General features: G+C 74.3%; 23 protein-coding genes. 13 read left to right on the top strand and 10 right to left on the bottom strand.

The annotated features are described in order from the left end of the window. The first annotated feature begins 103 nt into the window (after positions 1–103). The 8 genes from OG618_RS31400 (at position 104) to OG618_RS31365 (ending at position 7,912) form a co-directional block, all read left to right on the top strand. The gene (locus OG618_RS31400) at positions 104–1,426 is read left to right on the top strand and encodes an MFS transporter (protein ID WP_329490960.1); all 1,323 of its coding nucleotides are present in this window, start codon (positions 104–106) and stop codon (positions 1,424–1,426) included. A 148-nt stretch (positions 1,427–1,574) separates the two neighbouring features. After that, positions 1,575–2,210 (top strand): hypothetical protein, encoded by a 636-nt coding sequence (locus tag OG618_RS31395; RefSeq protein ID WP_329490959.1) that lies wholly within the window; start codon positions 1,575–1,577, stop codon positions 2,208–2,210. Between the two features lie 129 nt (positions 2,211–2,339). Continuing rightward, positions 2,340–2,534, top strand: coding sequence for a YegP family protein (locus OG618_RS31390; RefSeq protein ID WP_329490958.1), 195 nt, complete (start codon positions 2,340–2,342; stop codon positions 2,532–2,534). A 129-nt stretch (positions 2,535–2,663) separates the two neighbouring features. After that, positions 2,664–3,926 carry a glycosyltransferase family 4 protein gene (locus OG618_RS31385; RefSeq protein ID WP_329490957.1) on the top strand — a complete coding sequence of 421 codons (1,263 nt, stop codon included), beginning with the start codon at positions 2,664–2,666 and terminating at the stop codon, positions 3,924–3,926. Then, positions 3,923–5,176 carry a glycosyltransferase gene (locus OG618_RS31380; protein ID WP_329490955.1) on the top strand — a complete coding sequence of 418 codons (1,254 nt, stop codon included), beginning with the start codon at positions 3,923–3,925 and terminating at the stop codon, positions 5,174–5,176. The genes OG618_RS31385 and OG618_RS31380 overlap by 4 nt, the downstream gene beginning before the upstream one ends. Further along, complete coding sequence (locus OG618_RS31375; protein WP_329490954.1) at positions 5,173–6,222, top strand: SGNH/GDSL hydrolase family protein; 1,050 nt, start codon at positions 5,173–5,175, stop codon at positions 6,220–6,222. Before OG618_RS31380 ends, OG618_RS31375 begins: the two co-directional genes overlap by 4 nt. A 153-nt stretch (positions 6,223–6,375) precedes the next feature. Then, positions 6,376–7,485: an NUDIX hydrolase gene (locus OG618_RS31370; protein ID WP_329490953.1), complete on the top strand. Its 1,110-nt coding sequence runs from the start codon at positions 6,376–6,378 to the stop codon at positions 7,483–7,485. A 40-nt stretch (positions 7,486–7,525) separates the two neighbouring features. Beyond that, entirely contained in the window at positions 7,526–7,912 is a 387-nt protein-coding gene (locus OG618_RS31365; RefSeq protein WP_329490952.1) for a DUF6188 family protein, read from the top strand. A 136-nt stretch (positions 7,913–8,048) separates the two neighbouring features. Here the strand turns inward: OG618_RS31365 and OG618_RS31360 are convergent, their stop codons facing one another. The 4 genes from OG618_RS31360 to OG618_RS31345 form a co-directional block, all read right to left on the bottom strand. Continuing rightward, positions 8,049–8,423 (bottom strand): hypothetical protein, encoded by a 375-nt coding sequence (locus tag OG618_RS31360; RefSeq protein ID WP_329490951.1) that lies wholly within the window; start codon positions 8,421–8,423, stop codon positions 8,049–8,051. Between the two features lie 168 nt (positions 8,424–8,591). After that, positions 8,592–8,996, bottom strand: a complete 405-nt coding sequence (locus OG618_RS31355; protein ID WP_329490950.1) for a roadblock/LC7 domain-containing protein — start codon at positions 8,994–8,996, stop codon at positions 8,592–8,594. Between the two features lie 82 nt (positions 8,997–9,078). Continuing rightward, positions 9,079–10,509 carry a hypothetical protein gene (locus tag OG618_RS31350; protein WP_329492415.1) on the bottom strand — a complete coding sequence of 477 codons (1,431 nt, stop codon included), beginning with the start codon at positions 10,507–10,509 and terminating at the stop codon, positions 9,079–9,081. A 130-nt stretch (positions 10,510–10,639) separates the two neighbouring features. Continuing rightward, a complete protein-coding gene (locus tag OG618_RS31345; protein ID WP_329490948.1) occupies positions 10,640–11,023 on the bottom strand; it encodes a hypothetical protein in 384 nt (127 codons plus the stop codon). A gap of 938 nt (positions 11,024–11,961) precedes the next feature. Between OG618_RS31345 and OG618_RS31340 the strand changes: the two genes are divergently transcribed. Continuing rightward, a complete protein-coding gene (locus tag OG618_RS31340; RefSeq protein WP_329490947.1) occupies positions 11,962–12,216 on the top strand; it encodes a LapA family protein in 255 nt (84 codons plus the stop codon). 172 nt (positions 12,217–12,388) lie between these two features. On the opposite strand, the gene OG618_RS31335 is transcribed toward OG618_RS31340, so the two are convergent. Beyond that, positions 12,389–12,808 carry an SHOCT domain-containing protein gene (locus tag OG618_RS31335; RefSeq protein ID WP_329490946.1) on the bottom strand — a complete coding sequence of 140 codons (420 nt, stop codon included), beginning with the start codon at positions 12,806–12,808 and terminating at the stop codon, positions 12,389–12,391. Positions 12,809–13,210: 402 nt separating this feature from the next. Between OG618_RS31335 and OG618_RS31330 the strand changes: the two genes are divergently transcribed. Both OG618_RS31330 and OG618_RS31325 read left to right on the top strand, forming a co-directional pair. Then, positions 13,211–13,852 (top strand): alpha-ketoglutarate-dependent dioxygenase AlkB, encoded by a 642-nt coding sequence (locus OG618_RS31330; protein WP_329490945.1) that lies wholly within the window; start codon positions 13,211–13,213, stop codon positions 13,850–13,852. 96 nt (positions 13,853–13,948) lie between these two features. Next, positions 13,949–14,785, top strand: coding sequence for a VOC family protein (locus tag OG618_RS31325; RefSeq protein WP_329490944.1), 837 nt, complete (start codon positions 13,949–13,951; stop codon positions 14,783–14,785). Positions 14,786–14,932: 147 nt separating this feature from the next. Here OG618_RS31325 and OG618_RS31320 read toward each other — a convergent pair whose 3' ends face one another. From OG618_RS31320 to OG618_RS31310, 3 genes are read right to left on the bottom strand one after another with little or no spacing between them, the layout of a single operon-like run. Next, positions 14,933–15,781 (bottom strand): carbohydrate ABC transporter permease, encoded by an 849-nt coding sequence (locus tag OG618_RS31320; protein WP_329490943.1) that lies wholly within the window; start codon positions 15,779–15,781, stop codon positions 14,933–14,935. Further along, complete coding sequence (locus tag OG618_RS31315; RefSeq protein WP_329490942.1) at positions 15,778–16,755, bottom strand: carbohydrate ABC transporter permease; 978 nt, start codon at positions 16,753–16,755, stop codon at positions 15,778–15,780. Before OG618_RS31315 ends, OG618_RS31320 begins: the two co-directional genes overlap by 4 nt. 41 nt (positions 16,756–16,796) lie before the next feature. Next, positions 16,797–18,110 carry an extracellular solute-binding protein gene (locus tag OG618_RS31310; protein WP_329490941.1) on the bottom strand — a complete coding sequence of 438 codons (1,314 nt, stop codon included), beginning with the start codon at positions 18,108–18,110 and terminating at the stop codon, positions 16,797–16,799. A 321-nt stretch (positions 18,111–18,431) separates the two neighbouring features. On the opposite strand from OG618_RS31310, the gene OG618_RS31305 reads away from it, so the two are divergent. Together OG618_RS31305 and OG618_RS31300 are read left to right on the top strand one after the other, a co-directional pair. After that, complete coding sequence (locus OG618_RS31305) at positions 18,432–19,370, top strand: IclR family transcriptional regulator (protein ID WP_329490940.1); 939 nt, start codon at positions 18,432–18,434, stop codon at positions 19,368–19,370. 517 nt (positions 19,371–19,887) lie between these two features. Further along, the gene (locus OG618_RS31300; protein WP_329490939.1) at positions 19,888–20,646 is read left to right on the top strand and encodes an alpha/beta hydrolase; all 759 of its coding nucleotides are present in this window, start codon (positions 19,888–19,890) and stop codon (positions 20,644–20,646) included. A gap of 20 nt (positions 20,647–20,666) precedes the next feature. On the opposite strand, the gene OG618_RS31295 is transcribed toward OG618_RS31300, so the two are convergent. Next, positions 20,667–21,278: a universal stress protein gene (locus OG618_RS31295; RefSeq protein WP_329490938.1), complete on the bottom strand. Its 612-nt coding sequence runs from the start codon at positions 21,276–21,278 to the stop codon at positions 20,667–20,669. 179 nt (positions 21,279–21,457) lie between these two features. Beyond that, positions 21,458–22,129 (bottom strand): TetR/AcrR family transcriptional regulator, encoded by a 672-nt coding sequence (locus OG618_RS31290; protein WP_329490937.1) that lies wholly within the window; start codon positions 22,127–22,129, stop codon positions 21,458–21,460. Between the last annotated feature and the right edge of the window lie 32 nt (positions 22,130–22,161).

The raw sequence follows: 22,161 nt of genomic DNA, 5'->3' as shown, positions 1-22,161 counted from the left end.
CGCAAGTCCCCTCATGAGGTCTGTTGACATCAAGTATCTTGACGTCGAGATTCATGTCCGGCAGGCTGCTCCCCGAACACCGGAACGGCGAGGGGCAGGGGTCATGGCACAGCACGGGGGCGGACTACTGGCGCAGCTGCGGCGGCCACCGGGCGGACGGGACGGGCGGATCATGCTGCTCGCCCAGTTCCTGGACCGGACCGGCACGGGGGTGTGGGCCGCGGCCTCGGTGCTGTACTTCACCTTCGTCACCCGGCTGGACGCGCAGCAGGTCGGCCTGCTGCTGGGCGTGGCCGCCGTGGCGGGCATCGCCGGCTCCCCGCTGGCCGGGCAACTGGCCGAACGGTTCCCCGTCCGGGGGCTGCTGATCGGGTGCCACCTGGTGCGGATCGTCACGATGGGCCTGCTGCTGGTCTGCGACGGCTTCACCGCGCTGCTCGCCGTGATGGCGGTGACCTCCCTGGGCGAGCGGGCGGCCAAGACGCTGGAGATGCTCTTCGCCACCCGGTCGACGGGCGAGCGGCGCTCCACCTACCAGGCGCTCACCCGCAGCGCGGCCAACGCCGGGTACGCGCTGGGCGCGGGCATCGCGGCGGTCGGCCTGGCGGTGGGCACCACCGACGCCTACCGGGCACTGGTCCTCGGCAACGCGCTGTCCTTCGCGGTGACCGCCGCCCTGGTGTGGCGCACCCGGGAACCGCGCGGCGGCGGCCGGGTCGCGGCGCGGGCCGATACGCCGGGCGCCCCGGCACAGGAGCCGGCGCCCAGCCCGTGGCGGGACCGCGGGTACCTGCGCTTCGTCCTCCTGGACATCCCGATGAGCCTGGACGACTCGGTGCTCAACGTCGGACTTCCGCTCTGGCTGGTGAACCACACCTCGGCGCCGCACGCCCTCGTGCCCGCCTTCCTCGCGATCAACACCGTCCTGGTGGTGGTGCTCCAACTCCGGGTCTCGGCGCGCGCCGAGGGCCCGCACCGCGCGGCGGCGGCGGTCACCCTGTACGGCGTGGCGATGTCGGCGGGCTGCGCGGTCGTGGCACTCGGCACCGGCGGCGGGGCCTGGTCGGCGGCGGCCGCCCTGCTGGTCGCGGCGATGCTGGTCACCGCCGCCGAGCTGATGCGGTCGGTGAGCTCCTGGGAGCTGGCCGTCTCGCTGGCACCCGAACGGGCCCGGGCCTCCTACCTGGGCGTGGCCGGCATGGCCCAGTCCGTCCAGAAGTCGGCCGGCCCGCTGCTGCTGACCGGCGCGGTGATGGCCGCCGGCCCGGCGGGCTGGCTCACCCTCGGCGCCGCCGTCGCGGGACTCTCCGTCGTGCAACGCCGCTCCTGCGAACGGCGGTTGGCGGCGCTCGCCGCACCGACGGCCGAGCCGGCGAGCACTCCCCCGGGCGGAGCCGTCGACAGGGCACCGGAACTGCGCGCCTGAGGTCCGGCCTCCGGAGGAGTTGCCGACCGCGAACCGCGAGGTGGAGTCGCTCGGGGCGGGCGACGACCGAGCGGGCGGCCGTCGACCGGGGAGCGACACGCGGTTCAAGCCTCCGGCAACGGGAACGCTGCCGCCGGGGGTGGTCGGGATGGCAACGGCCGGGGGTACCGGCCCGGGGCCGGGGACCGGGCCGGGTGGCGGTGGCGGGCCGGGGAACACTCCGGGCGGCGGACCCGGCGCTCCGCCCGGGCGGTCACGGCAGCAAGCCGTTCGAGCCTGGCCGGGCCACTGGTCCACCGTCCTCGGCGGCCTCGGGACGCTGCTCGCCGGCCTCGCCGCCGTCCTGACCTGGTGGCAGCTTTCGGGGAACGACTCCCCCCACCCGGCCTCCTCCGGCGGGCCGGCCGCCGCCGCACCGGCACCGGCGAGCACGTACGCGTCGACGGCTCCGGGCCCGGCGGCCACCGCCACGGCGGCGTCCTGGGCCGGGACCTGGCGCGGGAGCATCACCCAGGGCCGCGAGAAGTACGTCCTCCTCGTACGGATCCGCGACGCGCGGATCGGCGAGGAGTTCGCGGACGCCGAGTACTCCCCGCTCGGCTGCACCACGGTCTGGCTGCTCACCGAGCGCCTCCCGAAACGGCTGACCGGCCACGAGAGGGTCACCCGCAACACCCGGACGACGTGCGTGAACGGCGACTTCGTGCTGGAGCCGCGCAGCGACGGCACGCTCCTGTTCGACTGGGGCCCGTCGCGGGCCACCGGCATCCTGACCCGCGAGTAGCGACGACCGGAGGCTCTCGGCCCGATCGCGGTAGGGGGTGACCCATCTGGCCCATCTGGCATGCGGTGGTGGGAACTTGGGCCTACGTTGCGGTGCGAGGGGGCTACCGGACCGAAAGGTGAAGACCCAATGGCAGGGAAGTTCGAGCTGTACACCGACGAGACCGGCATGCACCGGTTCCGGCTCAAGGCGAGCAACGGCACCGTCGTGGTGACGGGCGATCCGCACGAGAGCCGGGACGACTGCATCAGGAGCATCGAGTCGATCCGGAAGCTCGCGCCCTACGCGGAGCTCAAGGAGACGGCGGCCGGTCCGGCCCGGTAGGGCGGACGCACCGCGCTTCGGGCGGGTGAGGGCGGAAACGCGGGTCGGTGGCACAATCGCCGACCCGCGTTCGTTTGTTCGACAGATCCCTTTGGCCGCCTGCACGCCGGATGCGGACAGAACGTTGGCATGCGCGTCGTCATCGTCACCGAATCCTTTCCGCCCGAGGTCAACGGAGTCGCCCACAGCGTGCTGCGGACGGCCGAGCATCTGGTCCGCCGGGGCCACCAGCCGCTCGTCATCACCCCGGCACCCGCGCGGGGGGCCGAGTGCCCGCCGCACGTCTTCGGAGGCGGGACGGGGGCGGCCGAGCTGCCCGTGGTCCGCGTCCCGTCCGTCCCGCTGCCGGGCTACCCGCAGGTCCGGATCGCGCTGCCCGGCCGGCGGCTGACGGCCGCGATCGCCGGGCACCGGCCCGACATCGTCCACCTGGCCAGTCCGTTCGTGCTCGGCGCGCGCGGGATGCAGGCCGCCGCCCGGCTGGGTGTCCCCGCCGTCGCCGTCTACCAGACGGACCTCGCCGGGTACGCGCACGCCTACCGCGCGGGCCGCGGGCTGGGCGAGGCCGCGGCCTGGCACCGGATCCGGACCGTCCACCGGGCCGCCGCCCGCACCCTCGCGCCCTCCACCCCGGCGGCACAGGACCTCACCGCGCACGGCGTGCCGCGGGTGCGGCTCTGGCCGCGCGGGGTGGACTCGGTCCGCTTCCACCCGCGCCACCGTGACGAGACGCTGCACCGGGCCCTCGCGCCCGGCGGGGAGGTGCTGGTCGGGTACGTCGGGCGGCTCGCGCCCGAGAAGCGGGTCGACCTGCTGGCGAGCGCCTCGGCGCTGCCCGGGGTGCGGGTGGTGGTGATCGGCGACGGGCCGTCCGCGCCGGGGCTGAAGGCCGCGATGCCCGGCGCGGTCTTCCTCGGCCGGCGGACCGGGGAGGAGCTGGCGCGCTGTTTCGCCACCCTGGACGTGTTCGTGCACACCGGCCCGCTGGAGACCTTCTGCCAGACCATCCAGGAGGCGATGGCCAGCGGGGTCCCGGTGATCGGCCCGGCCGCCGGGGGGCCGCTGGACCTGGTCGGCCACCGCCGGACCGGCCTGCTGGTGCCGCCGAGGGACGGCGCGGCGGTGGCCAGAGCGGTCACCACGCTGGCCGGCGACGCCGAGCTGCGGGCCGCCTACGGGCGGGCCGGGCGGGCGGACGTGACGGCCCGCACCTGGGAGGCGGTCGGGGACCTCCTGCTGCGGCACTACGCGGAGGTGCTGGCCGAGCACCGCGGCACCGCGGTGGCCGAGGTCACGGGTGCGACCGGACCGGGCCGCGAGGGCGCGGCCCCGACGGCCGACCAGGCGCGCCCCGCCGAGGGCACCCCGGTGGCGGAGGAGCTCCCGGCATGACCGACCACAGAGCCTCGCTCCGGATCGTCCGGGTGGCGAACTTCGTCACCCCGGTCTCGGGCGGACTGCGCACGGCCCTGCGCCACCTCGGCGAGGGCTACCGGTCCGCCGGCCACACACCGGTGCTGGTCGTCCCCGGCGAGCGGCGAACGGAGGAGGAGACCGGGCAGGGGCTGGTGGTCACCCTGCCCGGACCGGTGCTGCCCGGCAGCGGCGGCTACCGGCTGCTCACCGACCGGCGGGCGCTCGCCCACGAGCTGACCCGTCTGGCGCCGGACCGACTGGAGGTCTCCGACCGCACGACGCTGCGCTGGACCGGCGGCTGGGCCCGGCGCCACGGCCTGCGCTCGGTCATGGTGTCGCACGAGAGCACCGCCGGGTTGCTCCGCACCTGGGGCCTGCCCGGCCCGCTCGCCACCGCGGCCGCCGACCGGCTCAACCGCCGCACCGCCCGGTCCTACGACACCGTGGTCTGCACCACCGACTGGGCTTCCGCCGAGTTCCGCCGCCTGGGCGTACGAAACCTCGCTCAGGCACCGCTGGGGGTGGACCTGACCGCCATGCGCCCCCTCACGGCCGCCGAGCGGGCGGACGAGCGGGCGCGCTACGCGGACCCGGGGCAGGCGCTGCTGGTGCTCTGCTCCCGCCTCTCGGCGGAGAAGCACCCCGAGCGCGCCGTCGACGCCCTCGCCGAGCTGTCCTCGGCCGGGCTGCCGGCCGTCCTGGTGGTGGCCGGCACCGGACCGCTCCGGTCGCGGCTGGCCACCCGGGCCGGGCGGCTCCGGCTGCCGGTGCACTTCCTCGGGCACGTGGCCGGGCGGGGCGCACTGGCCCGGCTGCTCGGCTGCGCCGACGTGGTGCTCGCCCCCGGACCGGTCGAGACCTTCGGGCTGGCCGCGCTGGAGGCGCTGGCGTGCGGCACCCCGGTCGCGGTCAGCCGGTCCTCGGCGCTGCCCGCCCTGGTGGGCCCGGCCGGTGTCGCGGCCGACGACACCGGCGCGGGATTCGCGGGGGCGGCGCGTGAGCTGCTCGCACGCCCCGAGGAGGAGCGCCGCTCCGCCGCCCGCGCCCGGGCCGAACAGTACGGCTGGCCCGCCGCCGTGGCGGCCTTCCTCGCCGCGCACCGTGCGGCGGCCGTGGTGCCGGCGCCGCTCGGGACGCCGGACCGGGGGCAGGACCAGGAGCGGGCCCAGGAGCGGGTGCAGGACCGGGTGGTCTCCCCGGCCACCGGGACGGAGGAAGCACGATGAGCACGGCTGTGGTGGGGGGCGAGGGCGGCGAGACGCTCCCGGGCACGGCGCGGCCGGAGGCGGTGGCCCCGGAGCCCCCGCCCCTGACGGCGGCGGCCCCGGGCGGCGTGCGAGGAGAGCGGAACGCCGGCGCCGGGAGCGCCGTCGAGCCGGTGCGGTTCGTGGCTCTCGGCGACTCCCTCACGGAGGGCGTCGGTGACCCGGTCACCGGCGGCTGGCGGGGCTGGGCGGCGCTGCTCTCCGGCTCACTGGCTCCGCCGGGGGTCGGCGTCGAGTTCACCAACCTCGCGCGGAGCGGGGCTCTCACCACCGACCTGACGACCGAGCAGCTGCCCGCCGCGCTGGTGCTGCGCCCCCGGCTGGCCGCCGTGGTAGTCGGGGGCAACGACACCCTGCGGTCGGAGTTCGACATCGGCCGCACCGCCCGGGAGCTGGACACCACGCTCCGCGAACTCTCCTGCGGCGGCGCCCTGGTGCTCACCGCCTGCCTGCCCGACCCGGGCACGCTGCTGCGACTGCCGCGGCCGCTGGCCCGGCCACTGGCCCGCCGGATGGACGCGGTGAACACCGTGGTGCACGCCCTCTCCGCGCGCCACCACGCCCTCCACCTGCACGTCGCCGGCCTGCCCTGGACGGCGCGGCGCGGCTTGCTGAGCGTGGACCGGCTCCACCCCAGCGCCGAAGGGCACCGGCTGATCGCCCGGGGCTTCCACGAGTTGCTCGCGGCCGCCGGCCGGCCGCTCGGTCCGGCCCCCACCGGCGGTCCCGTCGACCCGCCCCCGGGCGCCGTCGCCGACCTCTGGTGGATGGCCACCCGCGGCACCAGCTGGGTCGCCGAACGCAGCACGGACCTGCTCCCCGGCCTGCTCGCGCTGGCCGCCGTCGAAGGCTGGGCACGCCTGCGCGGCGCCACCGGCCGCCACGACGAGCGGATGGCCCGGGCGGCGGCGGCCGCGCTCGGCGCGCTCGCGCCGGTCGACGCGGACCCACGCGGACCGGTCGACGCGCTCGCGCCGGCCGGACCGCACGGCGGCCCGCCGAAGTGATCGCGCCTCACCGCCGGACGGACCGCTACCGCCGGTACGCCGGTACCGCCCGTTCGTTGCGGTGACCGGCGGGGAACCGTTCGGAGCGGGTGAGGTGTCGTGGTGGGCAGCGGGCGGATCGACCTGCCCGTATCGAGGGAGGGAGTCGGAGCGGTGACGGACCGACAGAGCGGTGACTTCGGACGTGAGTTGATGGCAGCCGCCGGGGTGCTCTTCCCGACCGCCGACGGCCGGGTGCTCGTGGTGCGGCTGCCGTACGACCGGAAGCACCCGGTGGCCGTCCCCGGCGGGGGCTGGGATCCGGAGGACGTGTCGCCCCGCGCGACGGCCGTCCGGGAGGTCCGCGAGGAGCTCGGGTTCACGCCCGTGCTCGGCCCACTGGCCTGCATCGACTGGACGCTCGACGATTCCCGCCCGCCGATCGCCGCACACCTCTACTGGGCCGAACCGCTCACCCCCGAGCAGTCGGCCGCGTTCGCTCCGGACACCGCCGAGGTCGGCGGGTGGACCTGGCTGACCGCCGAACAGGCCGCCCACGCGCTGCCGCCCCGCCTCTCCCGGCGGGTCACCGCCTGCCTGCGGGCGCCGCGCTCGGCCGGTCCGCTGGAGCTGGAGGACAGCCAACCGGCCGGGCACACCCTGGAGCATCTGACGGTCGAACCACCGCCGGAGTACACCCGGTTGGCGGGTCTGGCGCTCACCGGGGACACCACCGGGACGGCTGCCGAGCCGCCGGCTCCCCCGATGGACCGGGCCGGCTACATCGCCAGCCGGCCGCGGATCCGGGCGAAGGCCCGGGCCGTCTTCACCGACACGGCCGGGCGGGTCCTGCTGGTACGCCTGCGGCCGTGGCCGGGCGGCGGCGAGGAGCCGTACTGGACGCTGCCCGGCGGCGGGATCGAGGCCGACCGGGAGCTGCCCCGGGCGGCGGCCCGGCGGGAGATCCGCGAGGAGCTCGGCTGGGAGTACGAGCCGGGCCGGCTGCTGGCCCTCGACTGGCTGCCCGGCCGGGGCGCGGACCCGGCTCACGACCGGGACACCGCCGTACTCGTCTACCTGTTCGACGGCGGGACCGCGTCGGACGAGCGCCTCGCCTCGATCACGCTGCCCGAGGACGAACTGGTCGAATGGCGGCTCTGCGACCCGGCCGAGGCACGCTCGCTGCTGTCCGCCCCGTCCTGGTCGCGGACGGCCGCCGCGCTCGCCGCCCGCGGCGGCTCCGGCGGACCGGCCGAGCTGGTCGAGGGCCGACCGGCGCGCTGACCGGGCGGCCCGACCGGTGGCCCCGGTCCACACTGGAGGCATGGAGAACGGGATCGCGGACGTCCTGGCCGGCCGTCGGGTGGAGTCGGTCCGCGGCGGCGGGCGACTCGACATCGACCTGGACGGGCCGGTGACCGTCCGGGTGACACACGAGTTCCGCTTCGCCGTGCCGTCCGGGGTGGAGCGCTTCTACCCCGCGCCGGCCGTCCGCCCGACCGTCCGGCTGCTCGCCCTGGTCGGCCGGACGGTGGGCACCGCCCGGGTGACCCCGGCCGGTGGACTGGAGCTGGTCTTCGACGGCGACACCGTCCTGTCCGTGCCGCCGCACGCCGTGGTCGCGCCCTGGACGGTGCTCACCCCCGAGGGGGTCGTCTGCTCCGGGCTGGCGGGTGGCGAGGTGACCTGGACGGGCGGCCCGGGCCGCTGAGCCGGGCCGCGCCCGCGACCGGTGGCCGGACCGGCGGCCGGGCCGGACCCTGCGCCGCGCGACGCAGGGTCCGTGCCACGGACGGGTCGGCCGGACCCCGCCGAGGGCTCCGGGCCGTTCCGGGCCCCGGAGCGGGTCAGACCTCCATGTCGGCCTCGATCTTCGTCAGCTGGTGGCGGGCCATCGCCAGGTTGGCCCGGCTCTTGTCCAGCGCGAGGTAGAGGAAGAGGCCCTTGCCGCTGCGGCCGGTGAGCGGCCGGATCAGGTGGTACTGGCTGCTGAGGGTGATGAGGATGTCCTCGATGCCGTCCTGCAGGCCCAGCATGTCCATCGTGCGCATCTTGGCCCGGACCACGTCGGTGTTGCCGGCGGCGGCCACGTTGAGGTCCAGCCCGCCGGGGCCGTCGAGGGTGGCGAGTGCCATGCCGCTGTTGTAGTCCACCAGTGCGGCACCGAGGGCGCCTTCGATCACGGTCATGGTCTGCTTGAGCGCGCCTGCTGCGTCCGTCATGTCGGTTTCTCCGGTTCGTTCGTGGGTTGGGGATCGGTGGGACGTCGATAGGTGGGGAAGGTCGGAAGTCGACACGTCGACAGGTCTGCCCGTCGACAGATCTGTCCATCGACCGGTCTGCCGTCGACAGGTCGCCGGTCGGCGGGTGGTGCTTCGGGCGGCGGGCGGTCAGCCCACCTCCTTGGACTCCCGCACGTCCTTGGGCGCGAGGGAGTCGGCGAGGAGCTCGGCGATGCGCCCGGCGGAGCGCCTGGCCTCCAGGTGCAGCCGGCCCACGTTCACGTCCGGGTGCGCCAGAAGGGTCAGCACACAGCTTCCGCCGGCCGCGTAGGTGGCGACGTAGCCGTGCTCGCCGCGGACCAGCGACTCCCGGAAGTCGCCCTGCCCGGTCGTGTCGGCGAGCCGCTGCGCCAGGCCGAGGGAGGCCGCCGTCATCGCCGCCAGGCCCGAGGGTTCGGTCCCGTGGGTGTCGTGGGCGACCAGCAGGCCGTCCACGCTGGCCACCAGCCCGCCCGCGAGATGCGGTACCCGATGCTTGAGGGCGCGGAGTTCGGCCAGCAGCTCGGTCTCCAAGGCGATCAGTTGTCTCCTTCCGACACGCTGCTTGAGCGCCCGCCTCATGGCCGTGAGGACGGAGTCGCGGGCGGAGAGAGGTTCAAAGTCGGGCCTCCAGAAGGTCTCGGACCCGGGTCAGCAGCGCGATGTCCGGGTCTGGAACGGTCAGCGGGTGGGTCGCTGCCGGGGTCGGTGGAAAGGCGGCGGAGCGGGTGGCCCCCGCCGGGACGAGCCCGGCCAGCGCGGCCCCGGGGACGCGGCGGTGCAGCCCACCGGTACGGCCGACCGGCGGGTGACCGGCGGCGGACCGCCCGGCCGGCACGGTCGCGGCGGCCGGCAGGCCCCCGAGCGCCCCGGCTCCGGCCGGCGCGTGCCCGGCGGAGACGTGCGCAGCGATACCGGGCGCCACCGGTGCCTGGGCGGCGTGCCGAGGCGCGGCGCGTCCCGGGGCACCGCCTCCCGGGGCGGGTCTTCCAGGGGCACCGGCGCCAGGGACAGCACCTCCGGGGGTGGCGAGCAGCCCGGCGGCGGCGAGCCGGCGGATGTCCGCCGTGGTCGCGAAGGCCGAGCGCCCGAGCAGCCGGGCCAGCTCCGCCGGGGTTCTTCGGCCGTCCACGTGGTCGAGCAACTCACGCTGGTGCCGGCTCGGCCGGCGGCGGACCACCCGGGTGGGCGCCGCCGCCCACACCTCCCGATCGGCCCGGCCACCCTCGACAGCTGGTCGTCGCTCCCCGAACTCCCGTGCCGCACGCGCCTCGTGGGCGTTGTGAACCTCACCGACAACGCGCCCCTCGTGAGCTTCGTGCGCCGCACGGAACCCGTCGGACTCCCGAGCGGCGACAGCCCCGGCAGCGCCGACAGCACGACCGGCCCCGACCGCTTCGCAGGCCACCGGGCGGACCGGCGCGGTGTCGACTTGGGGCCACGGCCAGATCCGTTCGAGCAACCGACGGCGGCGGTCGACCTCCCGGCAGAGCCGGAAGGCGCTCACCGCCGAGACCGGCCCGAGCCAGTGCCGCACGCCGGATTCGAAGGACCAGCACCCCGCCCTCGACGGTCCGGCGAGCCCGCCCGGCCGGGTCGGTGCGGCCGCCCCGACCGATCCGGCCGCCTCCGCCGCACCGGAGGCCCAGGCGGCGGCGTTCCATGACGCGGCGCCGGCGCAGTCCAGGACGAAGAACGCGGCGTCGTACAGCGCGCCGAGATGGCAGATCTCCAACTCGCCCCGGTTGAGGCTGCGTTGTTCCACCAGTGCCTCACCGACCCGGCACTGGGGACCGAAGCTCCGGACGGTGTCCCGCCACGCCTCGGGGGTGATCCGGCCGCACCCGGTCAGCAGGGCGGCCAGATCGGGGCTGTGGTCGGACTCGGCGTGCACCACCAGTCCGTCGGCGAAGTAGAGAGCCCCCGCGGGCCCGCGCAGAACGCCGGTCAACCGGCCCTCGGCGAGCCTGGTGACCGCCTCACCCGGGTTCCGCCCGAGCCGCCCCGGGGTGAGGACGCCCACCGGGGGCAGGACGAGGCCGCTCATGCCGACCGCCGGTGGGCGACAGGCTTGCGCCCGGACGGCCGAAACACGACGGCGGGGGCCGGACGGACATCCGCGCAGTTCGCAGGACCGACCGAGGCCGAAGGGGTGGCCGGATTCACGATCGTGTTCGTCATCCGAGCACCAGTTCCTCGGCGAGGCCCTGGAGGCGGTAGCGCGCCGCAGCCAGGTTGCCCTCGGTCCGGTCGAGCCAGAGATGCAGGACGAGCCGGCTGTCGAAGACGGTGTCAATGAAGCACAACAGGTGGTAACTGCGGCCCGCAGTGACGATGATGTCCTGCAACGGCGCTTGCCGGTCCTCCGCCCCGGTGAAGGTCTGGCTCTCAACAGCCGCCCGTACCAGGTCGGTTGCTTCGGCGGCCGAGGTGTCGTGGTCCCCGCTGGGGCTGATCCCGATGCTGCCGAGGGCGAGCCCGCTGCTCCAGTCGATCAGACTGGCAGCCCGGGCACCGGCGATCGCCATCGCCCCGGAGAGGCATTCGTCGATACCCGGCACTCGGGCTCCTTCGGAGGGTTCGGTACGGCCGGGAGCGCTCGGTCGGCACCGGCCGGTCCACCACGACCAGTGGCGGCTTCGACACGGAAGGCTACTGCCGGATTCCATATGACGAACATTCCAATGGCATATTCACACCGCAGCAGGCCACTTTCAGCCATCCTGTGACGCATCGTCAGATTATCGCTCACGGCGAAGCCGCTGGCCGGGCGACCGGCTGCCGACCAGCCCGGGAGGCGACCAGGGGCGCGACCTTGGCCGGTTGTCGGCCACGACGGAGGGTTTCGGACGGGATGTGCGGTAGGGCCGTATCACGCCACGCTCGCCCCACCGAGGTGCCGTCCGGCCACCGAGCCGGGGCAGCGGGCGATCAGGATGATCACGTGGCCGACCGCGTGCGGGCCCATGAGATCGACTCGTTCGGCCGGACGCAGCCGCCACCCTGGGCGACGAAGCGGCGGCAGCCGGGGAGAGGGCACCCCGTCCGGCCGGCGCCGACTCCCGGGGCAGTCCGGCAGTCCGGCAGTCCGGCAGTCCGAGGGAACGAACAAGGCGGCCGCCCCCGATGGGGAGCGGCCGCCTTGGAATGGAGCGCCAGGCCCGGGTCGAACGGACTCTTCCTACTGAAAGTAGGACGTGCTCCAGTAGCACCTCTGACGCCTGACCGAGAGATCATTTCCTCTCGACGGGAAGAACATTAGCAGGACATCACGCCTGGTCAGAAATCGAGTGGGCGGCAACGGGAGACGGACCCGGCGGAACCCCGGCACCACTCGACCGCGCCCGTGACAACGAGCGACGACGACCGGTCGAGCCGGGGCAGCACCGGGCGCCCGGCGCGACACGGGGAGGCCGGGCCGGGCGGTCGGCGGGCGGAGAGCCGGCGGCCGGATTGCTCCGAACGGGCCCCGGTCGGCGGGTCGCACCATACTGGGGACATGGCGCAGAACACTCCTCCGCCGCACGCTCCGCCGACCGTCACGGTCAAGGGCCGCGAGGTGCGGATGCGTACGATCGCGGTCGCCGTCCTCGCGGTGCTGGCCATCTGGTTCATCGCAGCCAATACCGGATCGGTCTCCATCACCCTCTGGATCGCCACCGTCACCCTGCCGCTGTGGGCGGTCCTCACCGTGACGCTGGCCGTCGGGCTGGTCATCGGGTACTTCCTCGCCCGTCGGCGGGCCAAGGTCTGAACCGGCCCCGGACCCCGGCCCCGGACACCGCCCGCCCGGGACCGGGGCGGCGGCGCGTCCGCACCCGCGGCACGCACGGCACACGGCACACGGCACTCGGCACACCGCCCGTCGACGGACGGCACCGGCGGGCCGCGGCGCGATGCCCACGACCCGCCGGTGCGGCCCGGCGTCAGGAGAGCAGGATCTCCTTCGCCTTCCGGAACTCCTCCTCGGAGATCGCCCCGCTGCTCCTGAGGCCGGCGAGCTTGGCCAGTTCGTCGACATGGCTGCCCGCCCCGCCAGCGGTACCGGTACCGCCGCCCTCACCGGCGGCCGCCTCCTTGACGTACGCCTTGAAGGCGGCGTCGGCCTGCTTCGCCTGCTCCAGGTCGCGCTCGCCCATCGATCTGCCGCGCGCGATCAGGTAGACGAAGACGCCGAGGAAGGGCAGCAGGATCACGAAGATCAGCCAGCCGGCCTTGCCCCAACCGCCCATGTCATGACTGCGGAAGATATCCGAGATGATCTTGAACAGCAGGAAGAACCAGAGGATGAAGAGGAAGAGCTCCAGCATCGTCCAGAACAGGTTGAGCAACGGGTAGTCGTCCACGGTGTCCTCCTCCCGCCGGCCGACCGACCGTCGGTGGCCACGCGGTGAACCGCGCCGCCCGGAGGTGGGCGGCGGACAAACGAGTCATATCACCGCTATTCGGCCGCCGCATGTCAGACATCGAACAGTCGGCGAGCGCGTCGAGCCCTCCGAAGAGGCTCTTCTCCACCACCCGCGCGGCGATTTCCCCGGCACCCCGCTCACCCACTGGCCGCGACCAGGCGGAGCTCGACGACGGCGCCATGTGAGCGAACGCCTTCGCGCTCACCTCGGTGACGGGTGAAATCGAAGCGCGGATCGCCGCCCCCGTGAAGCAGGCGGCGAGCGGAGGCCCCCGCAGCGGGAGCCCGCACCCGAAACAATTGTTCGAGCATACGTTCGATAACGGCGTAGGCTGGATCCATGCCGAGCACCCTGCACCTCCAGCCCTCGCTGTTCGACGACGCCGACGGGGGCGGGGCCGCGCTGGGGCCTCTCACGGGGGTACGGCGGGAGGTCCTGGGCGCCGGCGCCTGGGTGGACCTGCTGCCCGGGTGGGTGCGCGGGGCGACCGGGCTGTTCGAACAGCTGGCGGCCGAGGTGCCGTGGCGGGCCGAGCGGCGGGAGATGTACGAGCGGGTGGTGGAGGTGCCACGGCTGCTCGCGTCCTACGGGGAGCGCGACGCGCCGCCGCACCCGCTGCTGGGCGCGGCCCGGGCGGCGCTGAGCGCACACTACGCGGAGGAACTGGGCGAGCCGTTCCGGACCCTGGGGCTCTGCTACTACCGGGACGGGCGCGACAGCGTGGCCTGGCACGGTGACCGGATCGGGCGCGGGGACCGCGAGGACACCATGGTCGCGATCGTCTCGGTGGGCGAGCCCCGGACGTTGCTGCTGCGCCCGCGCGGGGGCGGCGGGCCCGTCGTCCGGCACCCTGTCGGGCACGGGGACCTGCTGGTCATGGGCGGGTCGTGCCAGCGGACGTGGGAGCACGCGATCGCCAAGACCGCCCGGCCGGTGGGGCCGCGGATCAGCGTCCAGTTCCGGCCGCGCGGGGTGGCCTGAGCAGCCACGGCCGGGAGCGGGCCGGGCGTCCCGGTTGCCGGGGGGCCGGGGGTCGCGGAGGCTGGCCGAGGGGTCCGCCAGGGCTTGGAGGACGGCATGCCGAAGGCCGGCAGGTACCACGAGGGAGTCCCGTGCTGGGCCGAACTGGCCGCGCCGGACGTCGAGCGGGCACGACGGTTCTACGGCCGACTGTTCGGCTGGGAGTACGTGCCGACCGGCCCGGCCGGTGACGAGTACCTGGTGGCGACGGTGCGCGGGGTGCAGGTGGCGGGGATCAGGTCGCGCCGGGAGGTCGACGGGCAGGGACGGCCGGCCTGGACGACCTACCTCGCGGTGGACGACGCCGACCGGACGGCCGGACTGGTCCAGGAGGCGGGCGGACTGGTCGTCTTCGAGCCGTTCGACGTGCCCGACCAGGCGCGCGGGGTGCTCGCGGTGGACCCGCTCGGTGCGGTCTTCGGGCTCTGGCAGGGGTCGCTCAACCCGGGGGCCGGCCTGGTGAACGAACCCGGCACGGTCGCCTGGAACGATCAGCTCTCCCCGGCGCCGGACACCGCCCGGGACTTCTACGGCCGGGTCTTCGGCTACGAGTACGACGCCGCCGCGGCCGACCACACGGTCTTCCGGGTCGGCGGGCAGCCGGTCGGCGGGATCGGCGGGGACCCGGGCATCGACCCGGACGGCCCACCGGCCTTCTGGGCGGTGTACTTCGGGGCGGCGGACACCGACCGGACGGTGGAGCGGGCGGTCCGGCTCGGCGGGAGCGTGCTGGACGGGCCCGAGCCGACCCCGTACGGGCGGCTCGCGGTGGTGCGGGACGACGGCGGGGCGGTGTTCACCCTGATCTCCGTCCCTCCGGGCGAACCGGCTGATCCGGGCCCGGACCCGAACCCGGGACCGAACCCGGACCCGACCGACCGGACGACGATCTGAGCTCCTGCCCGCTCCGCACCGCGGGGGCGGTGGGCCGGGCCCACCGCCCCCGCGGTCCGGGCGGGTCGCCCGTCGGCACGTGCCCGGCCCGGGACCCCACTCCCGTGACCGGGCCGCTGTCACCCGCCTCGGCCCCTTCCTCGCGGGTCAGTCCTTCACGGCGCCCGCCAGCCCGGAGACCAGCTTGCGCTGCACCGCGATGAAGAAGATCAGTACCGGCACGGTCATCAGGGTGGACGCCGCCATGATGCCGCCCCAGTCGTTCTCGTCCGGCTTGAAGAACACCAGCAGCGCCGAGGGGAGCGTCTGGTTCTCGGTGGCGCTGATGATGAAGGTCTTGGCGAAGACGAAGTCGTTCCACGCCGCGATGAAGGAGAACACGCTGGTCGCCGCCAGACCGGGGGCCACCAGTGGCAGCAGGATCCGCCACAGGATGCGGGTCCGGCTGGCACCGTCGATCTGGGCGGCCTCCTCGATGGAGACCGGGACCGCGGCGACGAAACCGCGCATCATCCAGATGCCGAACGGCAGTGAGAAGGCCAGCTGCACCAGGATCAGCGAGGCCAGGGTGTTGAGGCCGATGCCCGGGGCGACCCGGCCGGCGTCGCGGAACATGAAGAACAGCGGAATGGTCAGCGCCTCGACCGGGATCATCTGGGCGATCAGGAACATCACCATGATCGTGGTGCGGAACCGGAAGCGGAAGCGGGTCACCGCCACCGCCGCCAGGAAGACCACCAGTGCCGACAGCACCACCACCGAGAGCGCGATGACCAGGCTGTTGAGGAAGTAGCGGCCGAACCCGTCGACGCTCAGCACCTGCCGGAAGCTCTCCAGCGTGGGGTGGGCGGTCCACGGCCTGGGATCCAGCGACTGCACCTCGCCCTTGGGCTTGACGGCCGACAGCACCATCCAGAAGATCGGGAAGGCGGTGACGACGGCCACCAGGATCGCGGTGGTGTTGGCGGCGAGCCGCCAGCGGCTACGGGCGTTCACAGTTCATTCCCCGTCCGTCGCAGGGTGCGGATGTAGAGGACCGTCGGGATCACCAGGATCAGCAGCATGATCACGCCGATCGCCGCGCCGAGCCCGTACTGGGAGGAGGCGAACGCCTTCTGGTACGCGTACACGTTGAGCACGAGGTTCTGCCCGGCGATGCCGCCGCCCTCGGTCATCACGTAGATCTGGGTGAAGACCTTGAAGTCCCAGATGACCGACTGGATCACCACGACGGTCAGGATCGGCCGGAGCATCGGGGCGGTGATCCGGCGGAAGGTGGTCCAGGTGCTGGCGCCGTCCAGGGCGGCGGCCTCCAGGATCTCCTCGGGGATCGCCCGGATGCCCGCGTAGAGCGTCACCATCACGAACGGGAAGGAGTGCCAGACCACCACGGCACCGACGATGAGGAACGCCGACCACTTGTCGTAGAACCAGTTGTACTCGTGGAAGCCGCTCAGTCCGAGGTCGACCAGGGTCTTGTTGACCAGACCCAGGTTGGTGTCGAACAGGAAGCTCCACACCGTCGATCCGGTCATCGCCGGCGCCGCCCAGGCCGCCATCGCGGCGGTGGTCAGCACCAGCCGGGCCACCCGGCCGACCCTGGTCAGCAGCACCGCGAGGGTGGCGCCGACGGCCAGGGTGGCGATCACGCAGAACGCGGCGAAGCCGATCGTCTGGGTGAGCACCGACCAGAACTGGGTGTCGCTCAGGATCTTCTCGTAGTTGCCGAGGCCGACGAAGCTGGTGGGCACTCCCCCGGACGCCTGGGCCTGCCCGAAGTCCAGCACCGACAGCAGTCCGAGCTGGTAGATCGGGTAGGCCACCAGCGGGATCATGATGATCGCGGCCGGCAGGAGGAGCAGCAGCGGTGGGCGGCGCCGGCCGCGCGGGGGCGCGGCCGGGCCGGTGCCCCGACGACGCCCGCTCGGGGAAGTCGACGCCGCCGGGGCAGTCGTGGTGGGTGCGGACACGTACGGGACCTCTCTCGGGGCCTGCTCTCTCGGGCGTGCGATCAGTGACCGGCCGCGAAGGCCGAGGTGATCTGCGTGGCGGCGTCGCCCGAGGCCTTGGCCACGTCCGACTTTCCGGTGACGATCTGCTGGAGCATCGTCGGGATGACGGCCTGCGCGTCGATCTGCGCCCACGCCTGGTCCAGCGGAACGAACTTGGTGCCGGCCGCGATGGTGTCGGTGAACGGCTTCAGGAAGGCGTCCTTCGCCGCGACCTTGTCGTTGACGGACTTGAGGGTCGGCAGATTCCCCATCGCGTCGTACATCTGCTCCTGGTAGCCGGGGCTCGCCAGCAGCTCGGCGAACTCGACCGCGAGCGTGCGGTGCTTGGCCGCCTTCATCACCCCGAGGTTGTTGCCGCCGCCGAACGCCGGGGCGATCGACCCGGACTTCTCGCCGGGCAGCGGGACGACGCCGTACTTGCCGTTGACCGGGCCCGCGTCGACCTTGCTGCGACTGGAGTTGGGCAGGATCGCCATCGCGGACTTGCCGGCCGCGAAGAGGTCGACGGTCTTGCCGCCGGTGAGGTCGGCGCACTGCTGGGCCGGACAGCCGTCGGCGCCGAAGAGGTCCGTGTAGCGCTTGATCCCGGCCTGCGCGGCGGGCGAGTTGATCCCGGCCCTGAACGCGGCGCCGTCCTTGGTGGCGATGTCGCCACCGGCGTCCCAGACGAACGGCAGCGCACCGAAGGTGTACTTGCCGCCGACCGCGATGCCGAAGGTGTCCGGGTGCGCGGCGTGGATCTTCTGGTTGGCGGCCACCAGCTCCTGGTACGACTTCGGCGCGCTCAGCCCGGCCTCGGTGAAGAGGTCGGTGCGGTAGTACAGCGCACGGACGCCGACCCACCACGGCAGGCCGTAGGTCTTGCCGTCCAGCACGGCGGTCTTGGCGATCGCCGGGTCGAGGTCGCCCTTGTCCTTCCACTTGTCGAGGTCGGCGCCGATCTCGGCGAGGCCGCCGGCGGCGACGTAGCCGGGGAGGTCGGTGTTGCCGAACTCGACCAGGTCCGGGGCGCTGTTCGGGTCGTTGAACGCGCCCTTCATCTTGGCGGCGCGGGCCGAGGCATCGGTGTCGATGTAGCTGATGTCGACGGTGACGCCCTGGTGCGAGGCCTGGAACTCGGTGATCGCCTTGCTGATCACCGCCTCCTTCGCCGCGTTGCCGGCCTCGTTGTACAGCCAGACCTGCAGGGTGCCCGTCCGGTCGTCGCCGGCCCGGTCGCCGGCCGGCAGCGCGGTACCGGGCGAACAGGCGGCAGCCGCGAGGCAGCTGGCGGCGAGGACGGTGGCCGCGGCGGTCCGTCTGATGAGTCGCATGGGTGGAGACCTCCCCTCCCGACAGTTGCCGCCGAGACGTGCGCCGCTGGGGACGGGCACGTCGAAGCAGGCCCTGACCGGGGCCGATGGTGGGTGCGTGAACGCCTTGATGTGGGGGTACGGCAGAGCGACCGCTCGGGTGGGCCGCGGCGCCTGCTCGATGCCACGGACGTTAGGCGGGGGCGCTCGGGGGCAACAAGAGGCCGTTCGGGAAGTTTTGCAGTGCACAACGCTGTATCGAAGAATCGGCTAACCCGGCGCGAGGGGGTACCGTCTGACCACCGCCGCAGTCCGGCGGTGGAACGAGAGGGGAACGGACCGATGACGGAGACGGGGACCGGGTCGCAGGCCCGGCCACAGACCGGATCGGAGCCCGGACCGAGACCCGCGCCGGCGGCCGGCGCGGTCGACGGGAGCGACTCCGGGGAGCCGGCGAAGGACGGCGCGGAGCCGGCGAAGGCGGCCGCGAAGAAGGCGGCGGGTTCCGAGCGCAACCAGTCGTCCTCGCTGCGCCGCGCGCTGGCCGTCCTCGGCCACGTACGCGACCACGGCAACGGGCGGGGCGTACCGCTCGCCCAGCTCGCCGAGGCGCTGGGCCTCAACAAGAGCACCGTGCTGCGGCTGGCCGGCCCGCTGCTGGACGAGCACCTGCTCGACCGCGACCGGGAGACCGGCTGGTTCCGCCTCGGCCACGGCTCGCTCCGCCTCGGCCAGGCCTACCTGTCCACCCTCGACCTGCGCAGCGTCGCCGCCGAGCACCTGCGGCGGCTGCAGCGCGAGGCCGGCGAGACCGTGCACCTGACGGTCTGGCAGGCCCCCGGCATCGTCTACCTCGACAAGGTCGAGGACGAGACCAACGTCCGGATGGCCTCCCGGGTCGGCAGCCGGGCGCCCGCGTACTGCACCGCGACCGGAAAGGCGATCCTCGCCTGGCTGCCCGACGAGGCCGTCACCGAGGTGGTCGCCGCCGGGCTGCGCCCGGTCACCGCCTGGACCATCTCCGACGAGACGCACCTGCGGGCCGACCTCGCCCGGATCCGCGCCCGCGGCTACTCGATCGACGACCGGGAGAACGAGCCCGAGGTCCGCTGCGTCGCCGCCCCGATCTTCGACCACACCGGCGAGGTGACCGCCGCGCTGTCCGTCTCCGGCCTCACCTCGCGGATGACCGCCGCGCGGGTCCGCTCGCTCGGCCCGGTGGTCGCCCAGGTCGGCCTGCGGATCTCGCGCGAACTCGGCTCCGACCGCCAGCCCGGCTGACCGCGCTCCGGTCGGCCGGCCGTATTCCGTCCGGCCGACCGCATTTCCGGCCGGCGCGATTTCGGCGGGCCGGCCCCGGCGACGGGACCGTCGGTACCCGGAGAACGAATGAGGCCCGGTGCCTGGAAAGGCACCGGACCTCATTCGATGTGGAGCGCCAGGCCCGGGTTGAACGGACTCTCCCTACTGAAAGTAGGACGTGCTCCGGTAGCACCACTGACGCCTGACGAGGAATCATCTCCCTCGCGACAGGAAGAAGACTAGCAGGTCAGGGGCCATGCTCCGAACCGGCCCGGGCATCGGCCGAATCCGGGAAAACAGAAGAGGCCCGATGCCTGGAAAGGCACCGGACCTCGTCCGATGTGGAGCGCCAGGCCCGGGTTGAACGGACTCTCCCTACTGAAAGTAGGACGTGCTCCGGTAGCACCACTGACGCCTGACGAGAGATCATCTCCCTCGCGACAGGAAGTACAGTACCAGCTCGGAGACCCCGTCCCGAACCCGAGGAGAATCCCGGATGACCGGTCAGCGCCCCACCCCGCCCGAGGTCGTCGAGTACACCCCCGGCCACCTGATGGACGTCCACCGCCCGGTGGGCGCCGAAGGTCCGGCGGCCGTCGTCCTGCTCTGGCACGGGCGGGGCTCGGACGAGCGGGACGTGCTGCGGCCGCTGGCTCAGGAGGCGGCGGGGCTGGGGCTGCTGGTGCTCGTCCCCGACTGGCGCTCGGACCAGGAGGACGGCGGCCGTGCGCGGCTGCTGGCCTCGTTCGAGTACGCCCGCCGGGAGGCGGCCTCGTTCGGCGGCGATCCGGCCCGGTTCGTACTCGCCGGCTGGTCGCTGGGCGGGCGCGAGGCCGTCGCGCTGGCCACCCACCCGGACACCCCCGAGGAGGTCCGCCCGACGGCGGCCGTCGGGATCGCCTCCGCCTACGGCCGCCCGGCCGTGACCACGGGCGAGGCCCCGCTGCCGCTCCTCGCCGAGCGGCCCTCCCCCGTCCCGGTCTGGCTGGTGCACGGCACCGCCGACGACCTGGTGCCCGCGGCGCTGAGCCGGGAGCTGCACGTCGCGCTGACCGAGCGGCGCTCGCCGGTACGGCTGCTGGAGCTGGACTCCGACCACGCCGGCGTGGTGCTGACCGAGTACGACCCGGCCGTGGAGCGCTGCCGCCCCGCCCGGGCGGACCACGCCGTGCGCGCCGGCCGCGCGACCGCCCGGGTCCTGGCCGAGGCGGCGGCCGCCGGCGCACCGGCCCGGGCGGCCGACCCGGCCCGCTGACCGAGGGAAGCGGGCCCCGGTCAGCTGCCGACGGTGAGGGGCAGCGCGCGGACGTGGTGGTGGCGTTCGAGGGCTTCGAGGTCACGCTGGAGCGGTGGCTTGGGTACCGCCAGGACGGGGCAGGCGGCGTGCCGCACGCAGTAGGCCGTCACGGACGGGCGCAGGGCGCGGGCGAGCGCCCCGCGGCCGCCGGCGCCGAGGACGAGCTGGTCCCCGGGGCGGTCGGCGGAGCGGACCAGGGCCCGGCCGGTCTCCCCGCGCACGGCCTGGCAGCGCAGCCGGACGCCCGCCGGGCCGCCGCCGAAGGCCTCGTCCAGGGCCTGCCGCAACCGGGCGACGGCCGCGTCGCGGCAGGCGCTGAGCAGCGGCGGGCAGGGGGACCGGCGGTAGCCGAACTCGCCGCCGGCCGGCGTCCAGCAGAGCACCGCGAGGACCTCGGCGTCGGTGCGGCGGGCCTCGGCGACCGCGTGGTGCAGGGCGGCCAGGCTGCCGAGTGACCCGCTGACCCCGACCACGAGGCGGCCGCGCCCGTCCGGTCCGCCACCCGGCCCGACCGTCGACTCGCCCGTCGACTCGCCCGTCAGCTCGTCCGTCGGCTCGTCCCCGTGGATTCCGGCGCCGTTGTCCGCCATGGCCCTGCCCGTCCTTCCGGCCTGTCCTGCCGCGCTGTCGCGTGTCTCGCTGACGGACTCAGCAAAGCCGGGCCGCGGCCGCAGCGGCCGTCCGTTGACGGAGCCCTGACGCGCGGCGGGCCGATCCGTACGCGGTCCTGACGGCGCTCCCCCTGACGGCAGCGGGGTGCACGGCCGGGTCAGGCGCCGGGGCCGTCCGCCTCCCAGAGGTCGGCGAACATCTTGTCCAGGTGCTCCTCGCCGATCGGCGGGACGGGGAGCGGGTGGGCGGCCCGGGTACGGAAGCCGTCGAGCAGGAGGGCGAGGTAGCGGCGCCAGAGGTCGGGTCGCAGCTCGGTGGTGGCGGGCAGGGCCCGGCAGAGCGGGCCGAGCATGAAGAGCAGGTCCATGGTGGCGACGTCGGGGCGCATGGTGCCCTGCTGCTGCGCCCGGGCGACCAGGGTGCCGACCGTCACCGCGTTCTGCCGGCTGATCGCGATCATCGCGGGGGTGGTGGGGATGGCCTGGGTGACCAGGTCGTTGATGCCCCGGTCGGCGGCGACCAGCTCGAAGATCCGCTCGAAGTAGCGCTCGATCGCGCTCCAGGCGTCCTCGGCGACCAGTGCCTCCCGGGCCGCGCCGTCGAGCAGTGCGGCGGCGTCGGCGAAGACCTCGGCGATCAGTGCCTCGCGGGTCGGGAAGTGCCGGTACAGCGTCGCGTTGCCGACGCCGGCCTCCTTGGCGATCTGGTCCAGCGGGACGTCCAGGCCCTGCCGGGAGAACAGCTCGCGGGCGGCGGCCAGCAGCAGGTCGCGGTTGCGCTGGGCGTCGCGTCGCAGCCGGCCGGGGGTCGTCGCGCTGCTCGATGCCATGCGACGACCCTAGCAATCGCGTCCGCCCGGGC

Source organism: Kitasatospora sp. NBC_01246 (assembly GCF_036226505.1).
Lineage (GTDB): Bacteria > Actinomycetota > Actinomycetes > Streptomycetales > Streptomycetaceae > Kitasatospora.
This window is presented reverse-complemented; position numbering and strand designations above follow the sequence as displayed.

Coding starts and splice junctions, on each gene's coding strand:
- OG618_RS31375 (WP_329490954.1), top strand. CDS start 5,173: ATGAGCACGGCTGTGGTGGGGGGCGAGGGCGGCGAGACGCTCCCGGGC.
- OG618_RS31360 (WP_329490951.1), bottom strand. CDS start 8,423: ATGACGGACGCAGCAGGCGCGCTCAAGCAGACCATGACCGTGATCGAA.
- OG618_RS31310 (WP_329490941.1), bottom strand. CDS start 18,110: ATGCGACTCATCAGACGGACCGCCGCGGCCACCGTCCTCGCCGCCAGC.
- OG618_RS31300 (WP_329490939.1), top strand. CDS start 19,888: ATGACCGGTCAGCGCCCCACCCCGCCCGAGGTCGTCGAGTACACCCCC.
- OG618_RS31365 (WP_329490952.1), top strand. CDS start 7,526: ATGGAGAACGGGATCGCGGACGTCCTGGCCGGCCGTCGGGTGGAGTCG.
- OG618_RS31400 (WP_329490960.1), top strand. CDS start 104: ATGGCACAGCACGGGGGCGGACTACTGGCGCAGCTGCGGCGGCCACCG.
- OG618_RS31290 (WP_329490937.1), bottom strand. CDS start 22,129: ATGGCATCGAGCAGCGCGACGACCCCCGGCCGGCTGCGACGCGACGCC.
- OG618_RS31340 (WP_329490947.1), top strand. CDS start 11,962: ATGGCGCAGAACACTCCTCCGCCGCACGCTCCGCCGACCGTCACGGTC.
- OG618_RS31385 (WP_329490957.1), top strand. CDS start 2,664: ATGCGCGTCGTCATCGTCACCGAATCCTTTCCGCCCGAGGTCAACGGA.
- OG618_RS31395 (WP_329490959.1), top strand. CDS start 1,575: ATGGCAACGGCCGGGGGTACCGGCCCGGGGCCGGGGACCGGGCCGGGT.
- OG618_RS31325 (WP_329490944.1), top strand. CDS start 13,949: ATGCCGAAGGCCGGCAGGTACCACGAGGGAGTCCCGTGCTGGGCCGAA.
- OG618_RS31350 (WP_329492415.1), bottom strand. CDS start 10,509: ATGAGCGGCCTCGTCCTGCCCCCGGTGGGCGTCCTCACCCCGGGGCGG.
- OG618_RS31305 (WP_329490940.1), top strand. CDS start 18,432: ATGACGGAGACGGGGACCGGGTCGCAGGCCCGGCCACAGACCGGATCG.
- OG618_RS31390 (WP_329490958.1), top strand. CDS start 2,340: ATGGCAGGGAAGTTCGAGCTGTACACCGACGAGACCGGCATGCACCGG.
- OG618_RS31380 (WP_329490955.1), top strand. CDS start 3,923: ATGACCGACCACAGAGCCTCGCTCCGGATCGTCCGGGTGGCGAACTTC.
- OG618_RS31295 (WP_329490938.1), bottom strand. CDS start 21,278: ATGGCGGACAACGGCGCCGGAATCCACGGGGACGAGCCGACGGACGAG.
- OG618_RS31330 (WP_329490945.1), top strand. CDS start 13,211: ATGCCGAGCACCCTGCACCTCCAGCCCTCGCTGTTCGACGACGCCGAC.